The 19,849-nt window shown below is 60.8% G+C and carries 13 protein-coding genes and 1 rRNA gene; 7 read left to right on the plus strand and 7 right to left on the minus strand.

What is annotated here, in order from left to right:
• Positions 1 to 57: 57 nt before the first annotated feature.
• The 4 genes from P272_RS08750 to P272_RS09490 all read right to left on the minus strand — a co-directional run bounded on the left by P272_RS08750 (position 58) and on the right by P272_RS09490 (position 5,249).
• A complete protein-coding gene (locus P272_RS08750) occupies positions 58 to 810 on the minus strand; it encodes a Na+/H+ antiporter NhaC family protein (RefSeq protein ID WP_081709123.1) in 753 nt (250 codons plus the stop codon).
• Entirely contained in the window at positions 774 to 995 is a 222-nt protein-coding gene (locus P272_RS09460) for a hypothetical protein (RefSeq protein WP_172636737.1), read from the minus strand. The genes P272_RS08750 and P272_RS09460 overlap by 37 nt, the downstream gene beginning before the upstream one ends.
• A 443-nt stretch (positions 996 to 1,438) precedes the next feature.
• A complete protein-coding gene (locus P272_RS08755; RefSeq protein WP_052323257.1) occupies positions 1,439 to 3,202 on the minus strand; it encodes an amino acid ABC transporter ATP-binding/permease protein in 1,764 nt (587 codons plus the stop codon).
• Positions 3,186 to 5,249 (minus strand): ATP-binding cassette domain-containing protein, encoded by a 2,064-nt coding sequence (locus P272_RS09490; RefSeq protein WP_081709125.1) that lies wholly within the window; start codon positions 5,247 to 5,249, stop codon positions 3,186 to 3,188. The genes P272_RS08755 and P272_RS09490 overlap by 17 nt, the downstream gene beginning before the upstream one ends.
• A gap of 219 nt (positions 5,250 to 5,468) precedes the next feature.
• Here P272_RS09490 and P272_RS0108365 point away from each other — a divergent pair, with 219 nt between their 5' ends.
• The 7 genes from P272_RS0108365 to P272_RS0108395 all read left to right on the plus strand — a co-directional run bounded on the left by P272_RS0108365 (position 5,469) and on the right by P272_RS0108395 (position 16,392).
• A complete protein-coding gene (locus P272_RS0108365; RefSeq protein WP_029679076.1) occupies positions 5,469 to 6,077 on the plus strand; it encodes an MptD family putative ECF transporter S component in 609 nt (202 codons plus the stop codon).
• Positions 6,074 to 6,772: an energy-coupling factor transporter transmembrane component T gene (locus P272_RS0108370; protein ID WP_044097939.1), complete on the plus strand. Its 699-nt coding sequence runs from the start codon at positions 6,074 to 6,076 to the stop codon at positions 6,770 to 6,772. Before P272_RS0108365 ends, P272_RS0108370 begins: the two co-directional genes overlap by 4 nt.
• Complete coding sequence (locus tag P272_RS0108375; protein WP_044097940.1) at positions 6,750 to 8,201, plus strand: ABC transporter ATP-binding protein; 1,452 nt, start codon at positions 6,750 to 6,752, stop codon at positions 8,199 to 8,201. The genes P272_RS0108370 and P272_RS0108375 overlap by 23 nt, the downstream gene beginning before the upstream one ends.
• 163 nt (positions 8,202 to 8,364) lie before the next feature.
• Complete coding sequence (locus P272_RS0108380; RefSeq protein ID WP_029679079.1) at positions 8,365 to 9,066, plus strand: ABC transporter ATP-binding protein; 702 nt, start codon at positions 8,365 to 8,367, stop codon at positions 9,064 to 9,066.
• A 2-nt stretch (positions 9,067 to 9,068) separates the two neighbouring features.
• Complete coding sequence (locus P272_RS0108385; RefSeq protein ID WP_029679080.1) at positions 9,069 to 12,527, plus strand: FtsX-like permease family protein; 3,459 nt, start codon at positions 9,069 to 9,071, stop codon at positions 12,525 to 12,527.
• 95 nt (positions 12,528 to 12,622) lie between these two features.
• Entirely contained in the window at positions 12,623 to 15,448 is a 2,826-nt protein-coding gene (locus P272_RS0108390; RefSeq protein ID WP_029679081.1) for an ABC transporter ATP-binding protein/permease, read from the plus strand.
• 101 nt (positions 15,449 to 15,549) lie between these two features.
• Positions 15,550 to 16,392 (plus strand): formate/nitrite transporter family protein, encoded by an 843-nt coding sequence (locus P272_RS0108395; protein WP_044097952.1) that lies wholly within the window; start codon positions 15,550 to 15,552, stop codon positions 16,390 to 16,392.
• A 568-nt stretch (positions 16,393 to 16,960) separates the two neighbouring features.
• On the opposite strand, the gene P272_RS0108405 is transcribed toward P272_RS0108395, so the two are convergent.
• The 3 genes from P272_RS0108405 to rrf all read right to left on the minus strand — a co-directional run bounded on the left by P272_RS0108405 (position 16,961) and on the right by rrf (position 19,745).
• Positions 16,961 to 17,713: a tyrosine-protein phosphatase gene (locus P272_RS0108405; protein WP_029679083.1), complete on the minus strand. Its 753-nt coding sequence runs from the start codon at positions 17,711 to 17,713 to the stop codon at positions 16,961 to 16,963.
• Positions 17,710 to 19,104 carry a hexose-6-phosphate:phosphate antiporter gene (gene uhpT, locus P272_RS0108410; RefSeq protein ID WP_029679084.1) on the minus strand — a complete coding sequence of 465 codons (1,395 nt, stop codon included), beginning with the start codon at positions 19,102 to 19,104 and terminating at the stop codon, positions 17,710 to 17,712. Before uhpT ends, P272_RS0108405 begins: the two co-directional genes overlap by 4 nt.
• 524 nt (positions 19,105 to 19,628) lie before the next feature.
• Positions 19,629 to 19,745 (minus strand): 5S ribosomal RNA (gene rrf / locus P272_RS0108415).
• Positions 19,746 to 19,849 lie beyond the last annotated feature (104 nt).

The following is a 19,849-nucleotide window of genomic DNA, read 5'->3' on the forward strand; positions in this document are numbered from 1 at the left end:
GCCACAACACGATTTGCCCGGTTGCAGCGCTGATTAGCTATAGCAGGGGAAATTACTCTATGCTTCCTTCTCCTTGTCCAGCTCGGCGAGCATGGTCTTCTGCTCATCCGGCGTCAGCTTGCGGATGCCGATTCCGGTATACCCCCAGATGGTGGCGAAGATCACGCCAGTCCAGCAGAGGGTTGCCCAAGGCATGTAGGAAAGAGTGGGTACGCCCAATGTGGCCGCCATATAGGCACCAGCAGCGGTCCAAGGTAGGATCGGCTCGAATATGGTACCGGAATCCTCTATGCTTCGGCCCAGATTGCAGGGATGCAGACCTCGGCGAATGTATGCAGGCCTCAGCAGCTCGCCAGGCAGCAGGAGGGAGACCTGACCGTTGCAGGTAGTGGATATGGTCAGGATGCCGGTCAGCAGGGTGACGACAATCAATGAGCCGGTGCTCTTGCTGATCTTGAGCAGGGATTCCACGATCTTGTTCAAAGCTCCGAAGGCCGAAAGCACCCCTGCGAAGGACAGGGTACAGAACGCAATCAGGAGGGTCATCATGCTCTCCATGCCTCCCCTGTTCAGCAGACTGGTGACACCCTTGGCTGCGGGACCCAAGTTGAAACCCTTGGGGAGCACAGGGATGTCGAATTTGTTGACGATGGCGTTGAATGCGTTGGCGAAGGAGAAATGCTGGATGACGACGGTATTGAACATGGCCACCACCGATGAAAGCGGCATGACCGGAATAGTCGGCTTCTTCCACGCTGACCTGATCAGGATGATCAGGAGAGGTATAAAAGCAGCATGGGCACGTTCCAAGTGAAGGCCTGTGAAAGCGTGTTATTCGTCTCAGCGACCTTATCAAAGCCGCTGCCAACTGTGGACTGGACACCACGGCCCGCCACGAACATTGCTATCGCTGCCACCAACAAGGAGAGGAAGGTGATCCACAACAGGTGCGTCATATGCGTAAACACATTCACATGGGTAATGACCGCGGCCAAGTTGGCGTCTCCGGACAAAGGAATAACTTGTCCTCGAAATAGGCGCCGTTGTTCAAAGCTAACATTCACCTATTTATAGTGAAGTGAATCAGTAAAGCGATAACTTTACTTATGCACTAAAAGACCTCGACTTTATCAAACGGAATCGTCCGCCTTTCAGCTGTTCTAAGACAGCTAAGCTCCGTGAACCTCACTTATGCGGAACCTTGTCGGAATACCACCACCCCTAATGAGAGCAGACTCCTATTTGGCTGAACCACTTTTCTCAGAACTGACTCCAATCGGGCTTCCCATTTGCATAGTCAGTAGACGGAATCGCTGCCGGAATCACCCGTTGAAATGGACCAGCGCCGGATCAAATTACGTCGGTAACACTGCCAGCAGCAATTCGAAGCGACACCATAAATTGCACCTCGAATTGCACCTCGTTCTTTATGAAACGTTCAGGCGGGGATAAGTCTGCCATCCTGCAGCGTCAGCAACCTGTCTACCCGGGCTAGGACCGAGGAACGATGGGAGACAATCAGACAGGTACGGTCGCCCTTCTGCTCGATCAGCCTGGTCAAGACCCGGCCCTCCAAGAGAGCGTCCATGTTGCTGGTTGGCTCATCCAGGAGCATGAAAGGCGCTGAGCTCAGGAAGGCACGAGCCAAGGCCACCCGCTGCCGCTGCCCCTCGGACAGGTCCGAGCCATTATCAGCAAGCAGATGATCCAGGCCGTCGGGCAGCTGGTCAATCAAATCGTCCAGGCAGGCATCATGGGCCGCCTGCTCGATATCCGCCCTGCTGGCTTCGGGCCGAGCCAAGGCGATGTTGTCAGCCAAGGTGAGACTGAATATGTAGGTGTCCTGGCTCACCAGAGTCTGCTGAGCACGCAGATCGGCGGTGCGGATGGTCTCGATAGGCAGGCCAGAGACGGCCAGATCTCCGCCGCTACGCTCCTGGAACCGCATTAGCAGGTCGATCAGAGTGGACTTGCCGACCCCGTTGGCCCCCTGGATGCCAATCAGTTCGCCAGGCTTGATGGAAAGATCCAGGCCATCCAAAATCGAAGTCCGGCCGCCATGTTCACCCGAGTCATTCTTGCTTGGATCGTCCTTACCCGTGTAAGTCTTGCCGGCGTAGGAGAAAGAAACTGCCTTGGCCTCCTCTCCAGTGAACTCCGCCAGAGGATTCCCATGATCGGATTCCACCTCACACACAGGCGGCTCCTTGCCCAAAAGCGCGAAGACCCGCCGAGCAGCAGCCAGTGTAGGCTGCAGGCCAGCCCCTAGCCGAGCCACAGGTATCAAGGGAGCAAAGGAAGAGAGGAAACCGACCAGTCCGATCATTCCCCGAGCAGGATCCACCAACCCTGCCGAACCTAGATGGCAGGCCATCAACGTGAAGGCTCCAGCACAGATCAGAGTGACCACGTTGGTGACCATATCGTTGGCGATGGTCCGCCCAGAGGTGCGCCCGCGGGCATCCAGCATCTGGTCCGTAACGGCTCCCACCCGGCGACGAGTATTTCCCAGAGCCCCAAGCCCCGCCAGTTCGGTGCGGCCCTGCAGGGTCTCCAGAAGGAGGGAGTGCAGGCTGGCCTGGGCCGTCCGCTCCTGCATGGCCACCTTGAAAGTGGGCCTGGCGCTCAGGATGGGGATGAGTAGACCGACGATCAGGTAGGATACCACGGCGACAAGTCCCATCCAGGGTGAGAGCCAGGTGAGCAGGGCCAAATTGGCCAAGGAGGTCACCAGGGCGATGGCGATGGGCGAAAGCGTATGGGCGTAGAAAATCTCCAGTAGCTCGATGTCGTTGGTGATCACCGTCACCATGTCCCCGCGCGCCTGGTCGCGCAGGCCGGCCGGGGCCAGGGACCGCATCTTGTCGAAGACCGTCGTGCGAATGTCACGGAGCATGCTGAAGGCCATATCGTGGTTGTAGTACTGCTCCCCATAAGCCATGACCCCACGGCTGAGAGCAGTCAGGACCGCCACCAGGGCCCAGACGACCCACTGGCCATTCAACGGGGACCAGTCTGTAACCAGGCCAATCAGGGCCGCTGCGGCTGCCATCATGCTCCAGACCGCGAAGAGGTGGCCCAGGCTGCCGCAGAGGATGGCCTTGCCCTCCGTACCGGCCAGAGGCTTCATCAGCCGTGCCATGCGGCGCATCATCGCCAGGTTGCCAGTCGTCTGCTGCACGTCGTCACTCCCCGTCCTCATACTGGGCCTGCTCCTTCCACTGGGCGGCAAATCCGCCCCCGGCATCCATCAGTTCATGGAAGCCACCGCACTCCGCCAAACGGCCTCCCTGCAGGAAGAGAATGGCATCGGCATTACGAACCCCGGCCAGGCGGTGGGTGATGGTCAGGACAAGGGACTCCTTGCCCAGCGCGTCCATCAAGGCGGCCAGAGTGGCGTCATGTTCACGGTCCACGGCACTGGTAGCCTCGTCGAAGATGTAGACGGGGGAACGTCGCAGGAGTCCGCGGGCAATGGACAGGCGCTGGCGCTGCCCTCCGGAGAGATTGCCTCCCTCAGGATCAATGGGAGCATTCAGCCCGCCCTTGCTCTGGACAAGACCGGTCAGGCCGACCTGGTCCAGCGCATCCTGCAGCTCCCAATCCGAGTAGCCCAGTCCGGCCGGGTCCAGATTGGACCTGATGGTTCCGGTGAAGAGGTGATCGGTTCCCCGAACCACAGTCTGCAGGCCGACCAGATCCTCGCGCGACAGGTCGCTGATTTGGCGCCCGCCAATGGTCAGCTCTCCGGCATACCCCTGAAGGCGCCCGGACAGCAGGCCCGCCAGGGTGCTCTTGCCGGAGCCCGAAGCGCCGACCAGACCCACATGTCCCTTGGCCGGGAGATTGAAGTTCAAATCGGTCAGAGCCTGGAAGCCGTCAGGATAGGTGTAGGTCAGAGCGCGAGCGCGGATGCCCAACGAATCGTCGTCAGACATATCCGCCTGATCTGCATGATCCGAGCCCGATTGCACCGAACCAGCATTCTGTCTCATCACATCGGTAGAACGCGTTGCAGGCATTCCGACAGCACTCAGAGCAGGCTTCGAGGCGGATCCCGGCACAGAAATCCGAACAGCATCCAATGCAGATTTCGAAGCAGGTTCAGAGGCGGATTCCGATTCAGACTCCCGAGCTGCTTCCTCAGATGCTTCAAGACTCGCTTCCGGAACCACTTCCTCGGAGGCTTCCGGAATCGTTGCCGGAACCTCTTCCGGCGCCACTTTCTTGCGTGACTCAGGAGCCGTCCCCAGAGCCGCTGACTCCCCGTCGCTCCCCTGCCGAGCTTGGAGAATATCGTCGATGGCCTTGCCCTGCTTGATGGCGACCATGCCAGAATGCATCATGTAGACCAGCTGCCGCTCAGGGGCGAAGAGCCGGACCCCAGCCAGGGCAACAACCAGGCAGGACAGCACTCGAGCGGGCCCGCCCTGCCCGATCAGGACCGTCGCTGCAACCGCCAGAATAAGGCTGGTGTAGATGACCACGTCGGCCTTGATCAGCGAGCGCAGCTGCCCGCCCAGGACCCCCATGGTTATCCGGCGAAACCCCTCGGACTCCTCGGCCAGGTCATCAGCCTGCCGCTGGTCTGCCCCGAAGATCTTCAAAGTGTTGAGCCCCCTCAGGGCATGCTCGAAGTGGACGCCGACCTTGTCATACTTGCGCAACTGGCCCAGCTGCACCTTGATGTTCTCGCCCATGGTGGGCTTGGAGGCCAGGGGCAGGGCCACCATGCCGATCACGACGATCACCGCAGCCAGCGGACTGACAGGCAGGAGGACAGCCAGCGCCACGACCAGCATCAGGGCGGTCTGGACCAGGGCCGGAATGTAGGCCGTGAAGTAGGAGACGACCGACTTGACCCCCTCGGTCGAAAGCCTGGCCAGGGTCTGCGCCGGAACGCCCAGGTCGTCCTCCTGCCTATTGGGGTCAAACACGGACAGGTAGAGGGCCTGGGAGAGCGCCTTGCCCATCCCATCAGCCAGCCGGGCGCTGACGGACCTGGCGACCGCCTGGGCCAGGAGCCGAACCAGGATCAGCCCGCCTATCAGCGCCGCCAAGGGTCCGGGCCGACCAGGCACCCAGGCAAGGGCATGAGGGACAGGCAGGCCAAGGGAACGGCCCACGGCCGCGATGGCCACCGGCAGGAGGAGGACCTCCGCCAACGCGCCGATCGTCTGCAGGAGGGCCAGCAGGAGGCTGGCGCCCATCCTGGCTCCCGGTAGATGAAGTAGTCGCTTGCTGATCATGCCTGTTCTCCGTGCCGCCTTTCTGATACGCCCCTCTCAGTGGACACTAACAAAATCCTCGCGCGCCAGGCAATACCCTGATTGTGAAGCACTGGCAAGAGACATAAAAAAATATCATTTACTTTCCCTCCCGGCCCTCCTAAACTTGACGGCACAACCTGAAATCGGCGGATATGGCCTAGGGCCGAGCGACCGCCACCCAGATGGGAGCGATCCTTTATGAAAGCACTGAAGACAAAAGACCTGGTCAACGTCGGCATTTTCACGGCCCTCTACTTCGTCAGCATGGCGGTGGGCAACTTCATCACCGTCTTCCTGGCTGGCCTGGTCATGCCCGGTCTGTCCTCCCTCTTCATCCCCGCTGTGGTGGGGCTGGTCTCCGGCCCGGTCTACATGTTGATGATCCGCCGGGTGCCCAGGTTCGGGGCCATCACCATCGTCGGCGTCATCATGGGCCTCTTCCTGCTGGTTTTCGGCCACTTCGCCCTCTCCTTCATCCCCTACGCCTTCTGCGGCCTGCTGGCTGACCTGGTTCAGTCCTCGCTCGGGGAGAGCTGTCCCAACCTGGCCCGCTACCTGAGCTATGTCATCCTCACCTTCGGCTGCACCGGCCCAGTTCTGCCCCTCTGGTTCATGAAGGACGCCTATGTGGCCAGCCTGGTCCGCCGCGGCAAGAGCCAGGAGTACATCGACGGGGTCTTCGCGCCCATCACCGGAGCCACCTTCCTAGTCTGCATTCTGGCCACCCTGGTCGGCGCCCTGCTTGGGGCATGGATAGGCGCCCGGATCGTCGACCGGCATTTCAACCGGATACCCGCCAAGCAATGAGGCCCATCTCCATCTACACCAGATTCCTGCTGGTCATCTTCGCCAACGCCCTGATCTTCGTCACCCTCCCCACTCCGCTGGTCCTGGCCATCAACATCTACTTCTGCAGCTTCCAGGTCATCGTGGGCAGGGTCAGGAAGGGCCAGGCCTGGCTTCTGGTCTGTCTGGTCTTCGCCCTGGGCGCCTCCCTGGCCATGGTCTTTCCCGAGAACCTGCCGGGGCATTACCTGCTCTTCCTCTTCGTCGGCGTGGGCAGGGTCCTCCCCCTGGTGCTGGTTGCGGCCTTCATGATGGGCACCACCAAGGTCTCGGAGCTGGTCTACCTGCTGCGCAAGATCCACGCTCCCCAGTGGCTGGTCATCCCCGTCAGCGTCCTCTTCCGCTTCTTCCCGACCGTCAGGCACGACTATGCCCAGATCAGACGGGCCATGAAATTCAGGGGGATCGCGGTCACCACCGGGGACATGGTACGGCATCCGATGCGAACCATGGAGTACATCTACGTTCCCCTGCTCAACAACGCCACCAATGTGGCCTCCGACCTGACCTCGGCCGCCCTGACCAGGGGGATCGGCGACCCCGGACCCAAGACCTCCATCCAACGGATTGCCTTCACCGGACTGGATGCGCTCATGTGCGCCTTGGGCCTGGTCCTTATGGGATGTGGAGCCTATGTTGCAATGTTCCAGGCTTAGCTTCACCTACGAGGGCGCCAGCCAGCCTTCCCTCCAGGAGGTCTCCTGCCGGATGGGCCAGGGACGGCTTACCGTGGTCACCGGGCCGAGCGGTTGCGGCAAGACCACCCTGTCCAGGGTCATCAACGGCCTGATTCCCGAACTCTACGAGGGCAAGCTGGAGGGGGAGTGCCTGATCGGGGGCGAACCCACCACGGCCCGGCCCATCTACCGGCTTTCGGAGCAGGTGGGGTCGGTCTTCCAGAATCCCAAGACCCAGTTCTTCACCACCGACGTCCGCAGCGAGCTGGCCTTCCCCCTGGAGAACACCGGGGTCCAGCCGGAGGCCATCCGGGAGCGTATAGACCAGGTGGCCGACCTCTTCGGCATAGCTCCGCTCATGGACCGGGACATCTTCTCCCTGTCCGGGGGCGAGAAGCAGATGATCGCCATCGCCTCCTCCTGCATGATGGACCCGGAGATCCTGGTCCTGGACGAGCCCTCCGGCAATCTGGACGTGGAAGCGGTGGCCAGCCTGGCGCAGATTCTGGGCCGCTTGAAGGACCGGGGCCTGACCATGGTCCTGATCGAGCACCGCCTCTACTACCTGGACGGCCTGGCCGACGACTTCCTGGTCATGGAGGACGGCAGGCTGGCGGAGCACCTGACCCCGGCCGCCATGAGGGGGCTGGATGCCCCGAGTCGCCAGGCCATGGGGCTGCGGGCCCTGAATCTGGACGCGACCGAGAATGCGAGCGCCCCAGCCAGGGTCACTACCGAGAAGACCCCCGACCTCTTGCGGGTCAGGAACCTAACCTATGCCTACCACCACGACCAGGATCCTGCCCTGGATGTGGACGACCTGACCCTGTCCAGCGACGACATCACCGGCATCATCGGCCGCAACGGTGCCGGCAAGAGCACCTTCGCCTCGGTCCTGACCGGACTGCTCAAACCTGGCGACAGGTCGGAAATCAGCCTGAATGGGACCAAGCAGACCGCCAGGGAGCGTGTCGAGGACTCCTACATGGTCTTTCAGGATGTCAACTACCAGCTCTTCAGCGAGACCGTGGAGGGCGAGATGCTCCTTGGAGCCAAGCGGACCGACCTCTTTGAGGAGGTGGCGCGAAAGCTGGACCTGGAGCGGCTCCTGGGCCGACACCCCAACACCCTCTCCGGCGGGGAAAAGCAACGGGTGGCCATCGCGGCCGCCATACTGTCGGGCAAGCGCCTGGTGGTTCTGGACGAGCCCACCAGCGGCCTGGACCTGCTCCACATGAACCAGGTGACCGGGATGATCCGCTACATGCGCTCCCTGGGGGTCATGGTGATCGTCATCTCGCACGACCAGGAGTTCCTGGCCCAGACCTGCCAGCGGTTCATCACCTTCCGCCAGGGCAGACCGGTCAGGGACAGCCGCAAACTGGGCAACCTCCTGCAAGCCCTCTGAATCTCCGAGCCCTGGCAGGGTCGGTGAACATGACGCCTCCCGGCAGGCGGTTCCCCTGTGCTCCGGACCCCGCGAACGTATACAGTAGTGGGGAAAAGAGCATCAGGGGGCGTCCCTCGCGTCGGACGGCCCCGCCGCACAGCCAGGGTTACGAGAGGGCATGATGGGCTATATCGACGTCATCGGAGAGACGAAACGGTATGTGACCGGCGAGACGACCATCGTGGCCAACAATGAGGTCACCTTCTCCATCGAGAAGGGCGAGCTGGTGGTCATCCTCGGCGCATCGGGGGCTGGCAAATCGACCGTGCTGAACATTTTGGGCGGCATGGACACCTGCAACGAGGGCCAGGTGATCGTGGACGGAAAGGACATCGCCGGCTACGACGCCCGACAGCTGACCACCTACCGCCGCTACGACGTGGGCTTCGTCTTCCAGTTCTACAATCTGGTGGCCAACCTGACCGCCAGGGAGAACGTGGAGCTGGCCTCGGAGATCGTGGACGACGCTGCTGACCCGGTCCAGACCCTGGTCGACGTGGGCCTGGGCGACCGGATCGACAACTTCCCCGCCCAGCTTTCCGGCGGCGAGCAGCAGCGGGTGGCCATCGCCCGGGCTGTGGCCAAGAACCCCAAGATCCTGCTCTGCGACGAACCCACCGGAGCCTTGGACTACCGGACCGGCAAACAGGTGCTGCGCATCCTGCAGGACCAGTGCCGCAAGAAGGGCGCCACCGTGGTCATCGTCACCCACAACGCGGCCATCGCCCCCATCGCCGACAGGGTCATCCGCATGCACGACGCCCGGGTCCAGGCCGTGCAGACCAATGACAACCCCGAAGACATCGAAAACGTGGAGTGGTGAGGATGCAACCCGTCAGGAAGGTGCTCTGGCACGACATCCGGGTCTCCCTGCGCAAGTCCCTGGGACGGTTCATCTCCATCGTCTGCCTGGTGGCGCTGGGCTCCTTCGCCCTGGTCGGGCTGAGCGTGACCGGGCCGGACATGCGGCAGGCCGGCAACGCCTACTTGTCCGACCACCATCTGGCCGACCTGATGGTCATCAGCAGCTACGGACTCGACCAGGAGGATCGGGATGCCATCGATACCGCCCCCGGCAACTCGGGAATCGAATACGGGTATCTGAAGGATGTGGTGCTCAAGGGCACCGACAAGAGCCTGCGCATCTACTCCGCCCCCGACCGGATCTCCACCTATGAGCTGGTCGACGGGGCCATGCCGACCAGGTCGGACCAGATAGCGGTCGACACGGCCCTGGGTGAGAGCCACCCCATCGGCAGCAACATCCAGGTGGACGAGAAGGCCGACCAGCTGGGCAGGAAGGTCTTAAGGCACCACAAGCTGCGCGTAGTGGGCACGGTCAGGTCGACCGAGATCCTGAGCAAGGTCAACATGGGCCCCTCCACAGCCGGATCCGGGTCCCTGGACTCCTACGCCGTAACCACGCCCAAGGCCTTCGACTCGGACGAGTACATGATCGCCCGCCTGACCTTCAAGGACCTGGACCGGATCAGGGACCACTATTCCGACCAGTACATCCAGGCCCTGCAGACCCACAAGGACGACCTGAACAGGATCCTGTCGGGGCGCCCCACAGCGAGGCTGAACGCCATCAAGGCTCCACTGCAGAAGCAGCTGGACCAGGGACAGGACCAGGTGGACCAGTCCAGAGATGAACTCGAAGGGAACCGGCAGCAGCTGGACCAGGCCAGGAAGGATCTGGACCAGGGCGCCCAGAGCATCCAGTCCGCCAAGAACCAACTGGCCGCGAAGACGGTACAGGCCCAGGCGGCCATCGACCAGGGACAGCAGGAGGTGGACCTGAGCTCGGCCGAACTGGCTCGAAAGCAGAAGCAGTACCAGTCCTCAGCCAGCCAGGTGGCCCAGGGCAGGCAGCAGGCCGATCAGGGTCAGCTGGCCATCGACCAGGGACAGGCCAAGCTTGATGGTTCCCGCCAGCAGCTGGAGGGCGGCAAGGCCCAGGCCGACCATGCTGTAGCCCAGGCCCAGGAAGCACAGAAGCAATGCAGACAGGGCATCGCACAGGTCACCGGCCTCATTCAGACCATCGACGCCCAGCTGGCCGCCCCCGGGCTGACCCCCCAGCAGCAGGAGGAGCTCAACCGCCGAAAGACCGGGCTCCAGGCCCAACTGGCCGAGCTCAACCGGCAGTCGCCGCAGATTGATGCCCTGGCGGCCAAGGCCAAGGCGGGCCGCGATGCCTTCATGACCAACCAATACACCCCCGGCATGGCCCAGGTGGCAGCCAACCAGCAGACCCTGGACGCAAAGCGCCGGGAGCTGACCCAGGCAAGAGCCAAGGTGAACGAAGGCGAGCGCCAACTGGCCCAGGGTAAGGCCCAGCTTGACCAGGCCTCCGCACAGCTGGACCAGGGCAGGACCAAACTGGCCCAGGCCCGGCGGCAGCTGGCCGGCAGCCGTGCCTCGGCCCAGGGGCAGATCGACCAGGCCCAGGCCACCCTGGACCAGAAAACCGCGGAATACCGGACCAAACTGGACAAGTTCAAGAGGGAGAGCCCGGACGCCCAGAAGAGGATCGACGACTCCCAGAAGAAGCTGAACAAGGCGGCTGACCAGCTGAGCCGACTGGAAAAGCCTGTCTACGCCCTGGACTCGCGCCGTGAAGCACCCGGCTCGGAGGGCTACAAGGTCTACGCCTCCGTCTCCTTCATCGTGGACTCGCTGGCCAAGGTCTTCCCCTACTTCATGTATCTGGTGGCCGCCCTGGTCACCTTCACCACCATGACGCGCTTTGTGGACGAGGAGCGGATCAACGCCGGAACACTCAAAGCCCTGGGCTACAGGGATCAGGATGTCATGGCCAAGTTCCTGGTCTACGGCGGAGCAGCTTCCGCCCTGGGCGCGCTCCTGGGCATCATCGCCGGCCACACCCTCCTGCCCTGGATCGTCTACCAGGCCTATGTCCACGCCTTTGACATGCCGCCCATCCACTACGGCTTCCACCTGCCCATCACCTTCCTGGCCTGCCTGCTGGCCTTCCTGAGCGCCGTGGTTCCGGCCTTCCTGAGCGCCTGGCGGGAGCTGCGCGAGAAGCCGTCGGCCCTGCTCCTGCCCAAGCCGCCCAGCGCCGGATCGAAGATCTTCCTGGAGCGCATACCCCTGATCTGGAACCGGCTCAGCTTCACGCACAAGGTCACCGCCCGGAACATCTTCCGCTACAAGCAGCGGATGCTGATGACCATCTTCGGGGTCTGCGGATCGGTGGCCCTCCTGATGGCCGGATTCGGCGTGCAGGGGTCCATCTCCGCCATCAACGAGCACCAGTTCGGCCAGGTGATCCGCTACGACCTGATCGCCGCCGAGAACAGCCAGGCCACATCCGACCAACGCCAATCCATCAAAAAACGGCTGGAAAAGCCCGATGTGAGCCGTTCCCTGAACGTGCGTTACGAGGAGATGAGCAAGACGGCCGGCCACAACGCCGACAAACAGTCCATCACCATGATCGCGCCGGCCAGCGCCGAGCACCTGGACGACTTCATCCGCATGGACACCCGGTCCGGGCACAAGCCCCTGAGTCTCAAGGGCGATGGCGTGATCCTCTCCGAACGGATCGCCCAGCTGACGGGGACCAAGACCGGCGACAGGATCACCCTGCAGGATTCAGGCGGCAGGGACAGGACCATGCGGGTGGACGGCATCTGCGAGATGTACCTGGGGCACTTCGTCTTCATGAGCCCGTCGGCCTACAGGACCGTCTTCCATCAGGACTTCTCGCCCAACGCCCACCTGGTCACCTTCAAGGACTCCAGCGCGGAGAACACCAGAAGGCAGGCCGCCTCCTTCATACGTATCGACGGGATCCAGGGAGTGGTGCAGAACACAACCCTGATGAGCCAGATCGACACCGTGGTCAAATCCTTGAACATGATCATGCAGGTGCTGATCATCGTGGCCACCCTGCTGGCCCTGGTCATCCTCTACAACCTGACCAACCTGAACGTTGAGGAGCGCATCCGTGAACTGAGCACCATCAAGGTGCTGGGCTTCTACGACCGCGAGGTGACCATGTACATCTACCGGGAAACCATCCTCCTATCGGCCATCGGCGTCCTGGCCGGGTATGGGTTCGGGGCCTGGCTGCACCACTACATCATCACCACCGTTCCACCGGACAACGTCCTCTTTGACCCCTCCATCAGCTGGGTGGCCTTCGTCGTGCCCCTGGTCATGATCACGGTCATCACGGCCGGCCTGGGCTGGATGGTCAACAACAAGCTCAAGCATGTGGACATGCTGGAGGCCCTCAAGTCGGTGGACTAGGCCATATCGGCATTTACCCATTCCGATGGCGTAAGCTGGCACTCCAAGAGTCCATAAGTCCATGCCATTGAGAATCCAGAAAGCTGAGGACGACGGTGCTGCAGATCGAACACATCTCCAAACAATACAAAACAGGGGACTTCGTCCAGCAGGCCTTGAATGATGTCAGCGTCAACCTGCGCGACAACGAGTTCGTGGCCATCCTGGGCCCCTCCGGGTCCGGCAAGACCACCCTGCTCAACATCATCGGCGGGTTGGACCGCTATGACCAGGGCGACCTGATCATCAACGGCACCTCCACCAAAAAGTACAAGGACAGGGACTGGGACTCCTACCGCAACCACACCGTGGGCTTCGTCTTCCAGAGCTACAACCTGATTCCCCACCAGAGCATCCTGTCCAACGTGGAGCTGGCTCTGACCATCTCGGGCGTGCACCGGCAGGAGCGGCGGGAGCGTGCCAGGCAGGCCCTGGAGCAGGTGGGACTGGGTCAGCACGTGAACAAGCGGCCCAACCAGCTCTCGGGCGGGCAGATGCAGCGGGTGGCCATCGCCAGGGCACTGGTCAACAACCCCCGCATCCTCCTGGCCGACGAGCCCACCGGAGCACTGGATTCCGAGACCTCCATCCAGATCATGGACCTGCTCAAGGAGGTGGCCCAGGACCGGCTGGTGGTCATGGTCACCCACAACCCGGAGCTGGCCCACCAGTACGCCACCAGGATTGTGGAGCTGCACGACGGATCGGTCATCAGCGACTCCGACCCCCTGCCCGACGACCAGGTGCCCATCCGCCGGGCCCGCCACCGCACCTTCGGCAAGGCCTCCATGGGACTGCTGACTTCACTGTCGCTGAGCTTCAACAATCTTCGGACCAAGAAGGCCCGGACAGCCCTGACCTCCTTCGCCGGGTCCATCGGCATCATCGGCATCGCCCTGATCCTGTCGGTATCCACCGGGGTCAACCGCTACATCGACAGGGTGCAGCGGGAGACCATGACCTCCTACCCCATCACCATTCAGGAGCAGTCCTTCGACCTGAACAAGATAGTGGACTCCGCCCAGGAATCGCAGAAGGAGGCCAAGGCCCACAAGGATCTCAAGGCCATCCAGCCGGACGACTCCAGCATCAAGGGGGCCTCCAGCCTGACCAGCAGCATCACCCAGAACAATCTGACAGACTTCAAAAAATACTTGGATAATCCCAAGAGCGAGATCCACCAGTATGTGGGGTCCGTGGGCATCCAGTACTCCTACGCCACCAAGTTCGCGGTCTTCGGACACGACCCGGACGGTAAGCTGGTCTCTGCGGACAAGGTGACCATGAGCGGGCAGGACGACGCCAGCTCCACCGCCAGCCAGATGGCCACGGCCAACACCGACAGCGACATGGGCGACATCCAGTCCATGCAGATGTCCTACCTGACCGGCAAGACCGAGAAGAACAAGGCTCCGGAGATCTTCGGCGAGATCATGCCGGGGGCCGATGCCAAGACCACCATCAGCAAGGTGGTGACCGACAACTACCAGGTGGTGAACGGCACCTGGCCCAAGGCCAAGGATCAGGTGGTCCTGGTGCTGGACAAGAACAACCAGATGCCCGTCACCAGCCTCTACAAGCTGGGTATCCTCCCCTCCAGCCAGTACACCGACATGATGAACAAGCTCAACAGCGGCCAGGAGGTCAAGGCCGACACCAAGCCCATCGAGTATGCCAAGGCCATGGACCAGAAGCTCTCCCTGGTGCCCGCTGCTGACCAGTACGCCAAGGGGACCGACGGCCACTACCACTACATCGGCGACAGCACCGACCAGATGACCAAGGCCGCCGACCAAGGCCTGCAGCTGCACATCGTCGGCATCGTCCGTCCCAACCAAGGAGCCAAGGCAACACCACTCAAGGTGGGCGTTGGATATACCCGCCAGCTGACCGATTATCTGATTGACCAGGCCAAGACCAGCCCTATCGTCACCGACCAGGAGGCCGACCAAGGCCACAGCGTCCTCAACGGGATGGCCTTCGCCCCTGCCGACGATGCCGCCAAGGCCAACGACGCCAAGGCCTACATCGCATCCCTGGGTGTCAGCCAGAAGGCCAGCATGGCCCAGGAGATCATGAAGGGCTCGGCAGCCATGGCCGGCCAGGAGACCCAGGGCCGGGCCGGGGCCGCTGCAAGAGCCCAAGGTTCTGCGGGCATCCCCACGGGGGCCTCAGCCGAACAGCAGACGGCCCAGGCCTTCGACCAGTACATCGCCACCGCCCCACAGGACGCCCTGGTCGCCATCTACAACCAGTACGTCTCCACCGGCACCTACGCCGACAACCTGAGCGACTTCGGCCTGATCTCCCGGGATGCCCCCTCCCGCATCAGCATCTACACGGACAGCTTCGAGAACAAGAATTCCGTGGGCGATGCCATCAAGCACTACAACGACAAGGCCGCAGAGAAGAACAGGATCGTCTATACCGACTATGTCGGCCTGATGATGAATTCGGTCACCACCATCATCAACGTCATCACCTATGTGCTGATAGCCTTCGTCGGGGTCTCGCTGGTGGTTTCCTCCATCATGATCGGCATCATTACCTATATCTCGGTGCTGGAGCGGACCAAGGAGATCGGCATCCTGCGTGCCATGGGCGCTTCCAAGCGGAACGTCTCCAACGTCTTCAACGCCGAGACCGGCCTCATCGGACTTCTGGCGGGCCTGCTGGGGGTGGGCATCACCCTGCTGCTGATCATTCCGGCCAACAGCATCATGCACCACTTCATGGGCACCACGGAGGTGAATGCAGCTCTGCCTGCCTCAGGTGGCGTGGCTCTGGTCATTCTGAGCGTGATCCTGACCCTGATCGGCGGCCTGATCCCCTCACGGAAGGCAGCCAAGCAGGATCCTGCCACTGCCTTGCGCACCGAGTGACACTGGCAAAGAAGTGAATTCCCGCACAGTCGGGCCCTAAGAGCGGTCTCTCTTTACTCGGGAATGCCATAATGAACCCCGTGAATGAGCAATCCAATCAGATGACAGATCCACAGAACAGACAGCCCCTCTTCCCCGGACGGGCCTTCATCAGCACCGTCCTGGATGTGGTCGAGAGCAAGAAGACCATGAGCGGCGCCCTGACCGGCAAGTACATGCAGCGAGCCACCATGGCCGGCCTCTTTGTGGGTATCTTCTTCACGGCCTTCTTCGTCATCATGGGCCAGGCCGGCCAGAACCCCGCCGACCACGGCCTGATCCTGGCAGGCCGGGTCCTGGCGGCGACCACCTTCGGCTGGGCCCTGGTCCTGATCTACTACACCAACTCAGAACTGCTGACCTCCAACATGATGGTGGTCACCATAGGCGCCTATCACAAGCGCCTGGGCTGGCTGGCCTCCCTGCGGATCCTGGTCCTCTGCCTTCTGGGCAACCTGGCCGGGGCCCTGATCGTGGCCGTCATCCTGCGCTTTTCTTCCATCGTCAGCGGTCCCACCCTGGACCAGATGCTGGCGGCCGCAGCGACCAAAACCGGCTACGTCTCCGGCGGCCCCATGGGCTTCGCCGACCTGTTCGTGCGCGGCATCCTGTGTAACTTCTGCATCAACATCGCCATGCTCATGGTCTACAACGGCAAACTTTCCAACGACTTCACCAAGTGCATCATCATGGTCGTGGCCGTCTTCGTCTTCGCCTTCTGCGGGTTCGAGCACTCGATAGCGGATTCGGCCCTCTTCCTCATTCTGGGCGTCTTCGGGCGGGTCAACGCCTGGAAGGCAATCCTGGTGGTCCTGGTGGCCATGCTGGGCAATTACATAGGCGGCGGCATCCTGATCGGCCTGAATTTCGCCACCATGAACGACGAGCGACACTTCAAGGCCTGATAGCCTTCCCATAAGCCCACCATCCACCTGCTCACCTTGGTCTCATACGCGCTCATGGGCCTGAGGAAAAACACCCATCATGAGAAAACTCGAAAGCCTGCGTACTGGCAGAAGGCGAAGGTTCATGATGAGCGTGAGTCAGACAGCAGCCGACAAGTCCCTGGTGCAGGAGTTCTACGACCAGGTCTTCACTCGGGGAGATGCCAGCAGCCGCTCCAGGACAGGGATGTCTCTTTCAAACTGAGTCCAAAATCCTCCTTGATCATCCAGTCACCTGCAGCGTCGATATGGTCAGTCAAGATGGATTCGGCTGTTCCCATGTCGTTTTGCTGACCATATAATCGCGGTCTGCTCGGCAATCCGTCTGTGCGAAAGAAACCCGCGCCCGCATTCATGGCCGTCTCCAAATGGCCCGGGCCTCCCAGTCGTCTGGCGATCAACATTGACCGACCAGAGCCGCACGGGAGCCCCGGAATCATTACCGTCCCAGACTTATGTATGCACGATGCCCCCTTACAATTGGCACTCAAGCCCGATCACCTGCCCGCACCTATTCGGTCTTGTCCGATTACTCAAGCAGGTTGCTGCGCAGGGCCTCCACCTGGTCGGGTCCGAACCCTAGAGCCTGACGTGCATAGGCGAAGACATCACCATAGGCGTCGATCATGAGCTGGCGGGCGTAGATCAGATATTCCTGCTTGACATAAAGTGCAACCGCCAGTGCGTCCAGTGAATCCTGGTCGAAGCCCTTGGCGCGGAATTGGTCCAGCAGCTGATTGTTGGCCGCGACCCTCTCCTGGTTGGTCTTCAGGTAGTCCGCGAATATCTGGTCGTCGTCCACCTCCAGCAGCCAGAGCACCAGGGCCGCGGCGAACCCGGTCCTGTCCTTGCCGGCAAAGCAGTGGAAGAGCGTGGCCCCCTGGGTGTTGCCCACGACGATGCGCAGGAAGCGCCCAAAACCTTTCTGAGCGCCTGGATTCAGGACCATGTCGTGGTAGGTACCCAACATATGGTCGTTGACCCGATCGACCGAACCTATCGAGGCGAAGTCGTCCAAGCTGGTATTGCGGGCACCGATCATACCCAGCAGATCGATGTTGGTAAAAGTGATGCCTTCGATAGAGTCGTCAGGACTCTCCTGTATCTCGAAGGGTCGGCGGAAGTCCACGACCTGCGTGACTTGGTAGCGTTCGACCAGATCCCTTCTGGTCTCCTCATCCAGGCCGACCAGCTGCCCGGACCGGATGAACTTGTGCTGGCGGACCCGGCGGCCGTGGATGGTCCGCATGCCACCCAGATCCCGGAAATTGGTGATGTTCATCGACGACCTCCTCTAATACGTTTCTCTTCCATCAAGGCCACCAGGCCCAAAAGTACGACCGCACAGACAATGGCGATATACAGCACAATAAAAGTGTCGTTCCAACCATGCAGCACATGCCCCAGCACGGTCAGCCCATCGGACGAGGAATCCGCGATCTTGGCCAGCAGGACCTTGGCGGTGGAATCACCGAACAGGTAGGCGAATGCGCCGACCATGCCGCCGGACAGCACATTTGCCCGCTTGGGAATTTGATTGAGCATGGAAATATTGATCAGCATCTGGGGTCCGAAAATGAACATGCCCAAGAAGAAGAGCGAGATGTAAATGACCACAGGGGTGCGGCCCAGCTGGTAGCCTGCCATTCCGAGCGGCAGGCAGATGGCGCAAAGCGCGGACACGAGGGCGGGCCTGCCACCCAGGAAGTCAGACACCACTCCCCAGAGAAGGCATCCAATCAGAGCACCCATCTCGAAATAGAAGATGGTCCGCGCGCCTACCTGATTGCTGAAATGCAGCTGCTCAGTCACACGCAGAGGCGCCCAGTTGTCGATGCCGATGCGGATCAGATAGACGAAAACGTTGCTGACGCAAAGCACCCAAACCCAAGGGTTGGAAAGCAGGTACCGGCGGAAAATCTGCCAAGTCGTATCATCATGCGACTCCTCGTCTTCCTGCTTGACAGGCTCATTGAAGATCGTCTCCGAGGGTTCCCATCCTAGATCCTCGGGACGGTTCTTGCCGACCAGGAAGCACATAATTGCCACCAGAAGTGCCACTACACCCGGGACTATAAACATCCCGGCCACCTTTCCTCCAAAGAAGGTCTGGGCACACCAGATGGCGAATACTCCAGCCAAGCCGCCGCCGATATTGTGGGAAGCATTCCAAACACCCAAATATCGGCCATACGTCGTCTTCGTTGTCCAGTTGGAAATCACCGTGGCGCAGCTTGGGCCTCCGGCGCACTGAAAGACCCCATTCAGGGCCCATAGAACGATCAACCAACCCATAGGCACGTGGCTTAAGGTGAACAGGAAACCGATGCAGATGACCACGATAGACGAGCAGAAAAGCATAATCGATGCAATCTTCTTGTTGTCTTTGCCTGTGACCAGATATCCCACAACGATTTTTCCGATTCCATAGACAACAGAGAAAACAAAACCTATTACGCCCAACTGCTGGGTGGTAATGCCCAGCTGTTGTTTCATCAAAGGCTGCGCTGCTTTGAAATTATTCCGAACAAGGTACATGGTAATGTACAGAATGATGACCATCAGATATGGTTTCATGAATTCACGGAACCAGAGATGTCGTTGTTCGGCTACCGGTATGGTCGCCTTCGGCACGTGTTTGTCCAAATGGATATCGAATATCCTGCCAGCCATCTAATACCTCCCTGTATATGGTGGGCAACAGCTGACATTTTACTTATTTGCTTTAACGTTTTATGTATTGACACACAGGGGTTTTGAGGCAGCGTCGAAAGTGCATCAAAAATACAGTTCGTGGACAAGTTCCATTGAATGACCTGGCGCTTCACCTATTGAACATAACCTCACGAATATCGGGCAGCGTGCTGACGGCTGCGCTAATCCCGATCAGCGGCATAAGACGCCATGAATGGCTTTTTGCAGTATCGTATGAGCCAGAATGTTATTAAGTTGCTACGCAACAGTTGCACTTTTATTGTCTATTGTGTCGTGAGAGCACGAGACCGGATCGGATAAAGCTGGCCTGCATGTGTCTCTTGGTCTACCGCACCTTGAAGCGTGCTGATATAGCTAACGTGCACTTAGGTATAAAGGCGTGGAGTGCAGACAGAGGGTTTTGCGGAATGTATGGCCGGACATACAGTGAAGGCCTCTGGTGACTGGTGTCATCAGAGGCCTTCACTGTATTTTACGTGTTGTGGCGGCGGTGTGCTACTCTCCCACACTCTTCCGGGTGCAGTACCATTGCCGTGCTGGGTCTTAGCTTCCGGGTTCGGAATGGGACCGGGCGTCTCCCCCAGGCCATGACCGCCGCGAATCTTCAATTTCATCCATCCCCTTCAGGCGAAGGGCATGGGGTCTTCTGGTGGTTCGGGGACCGGATGGTGGACGCGTGTTCCGTGTTCGATCGCCTGTGGTC

This window comes from Bifidobacterium sp. 7101 (genome assembly GCF_000499285.1).
In the GTDB taxonomy this organism is placed as follows: domain Bacteria; phylum Actinomycetota; class Actinomycetes; order Actinomycetales; family Bifidobacteriaceae; genus Bombiscardovia; species Bombiscardovia apis_A.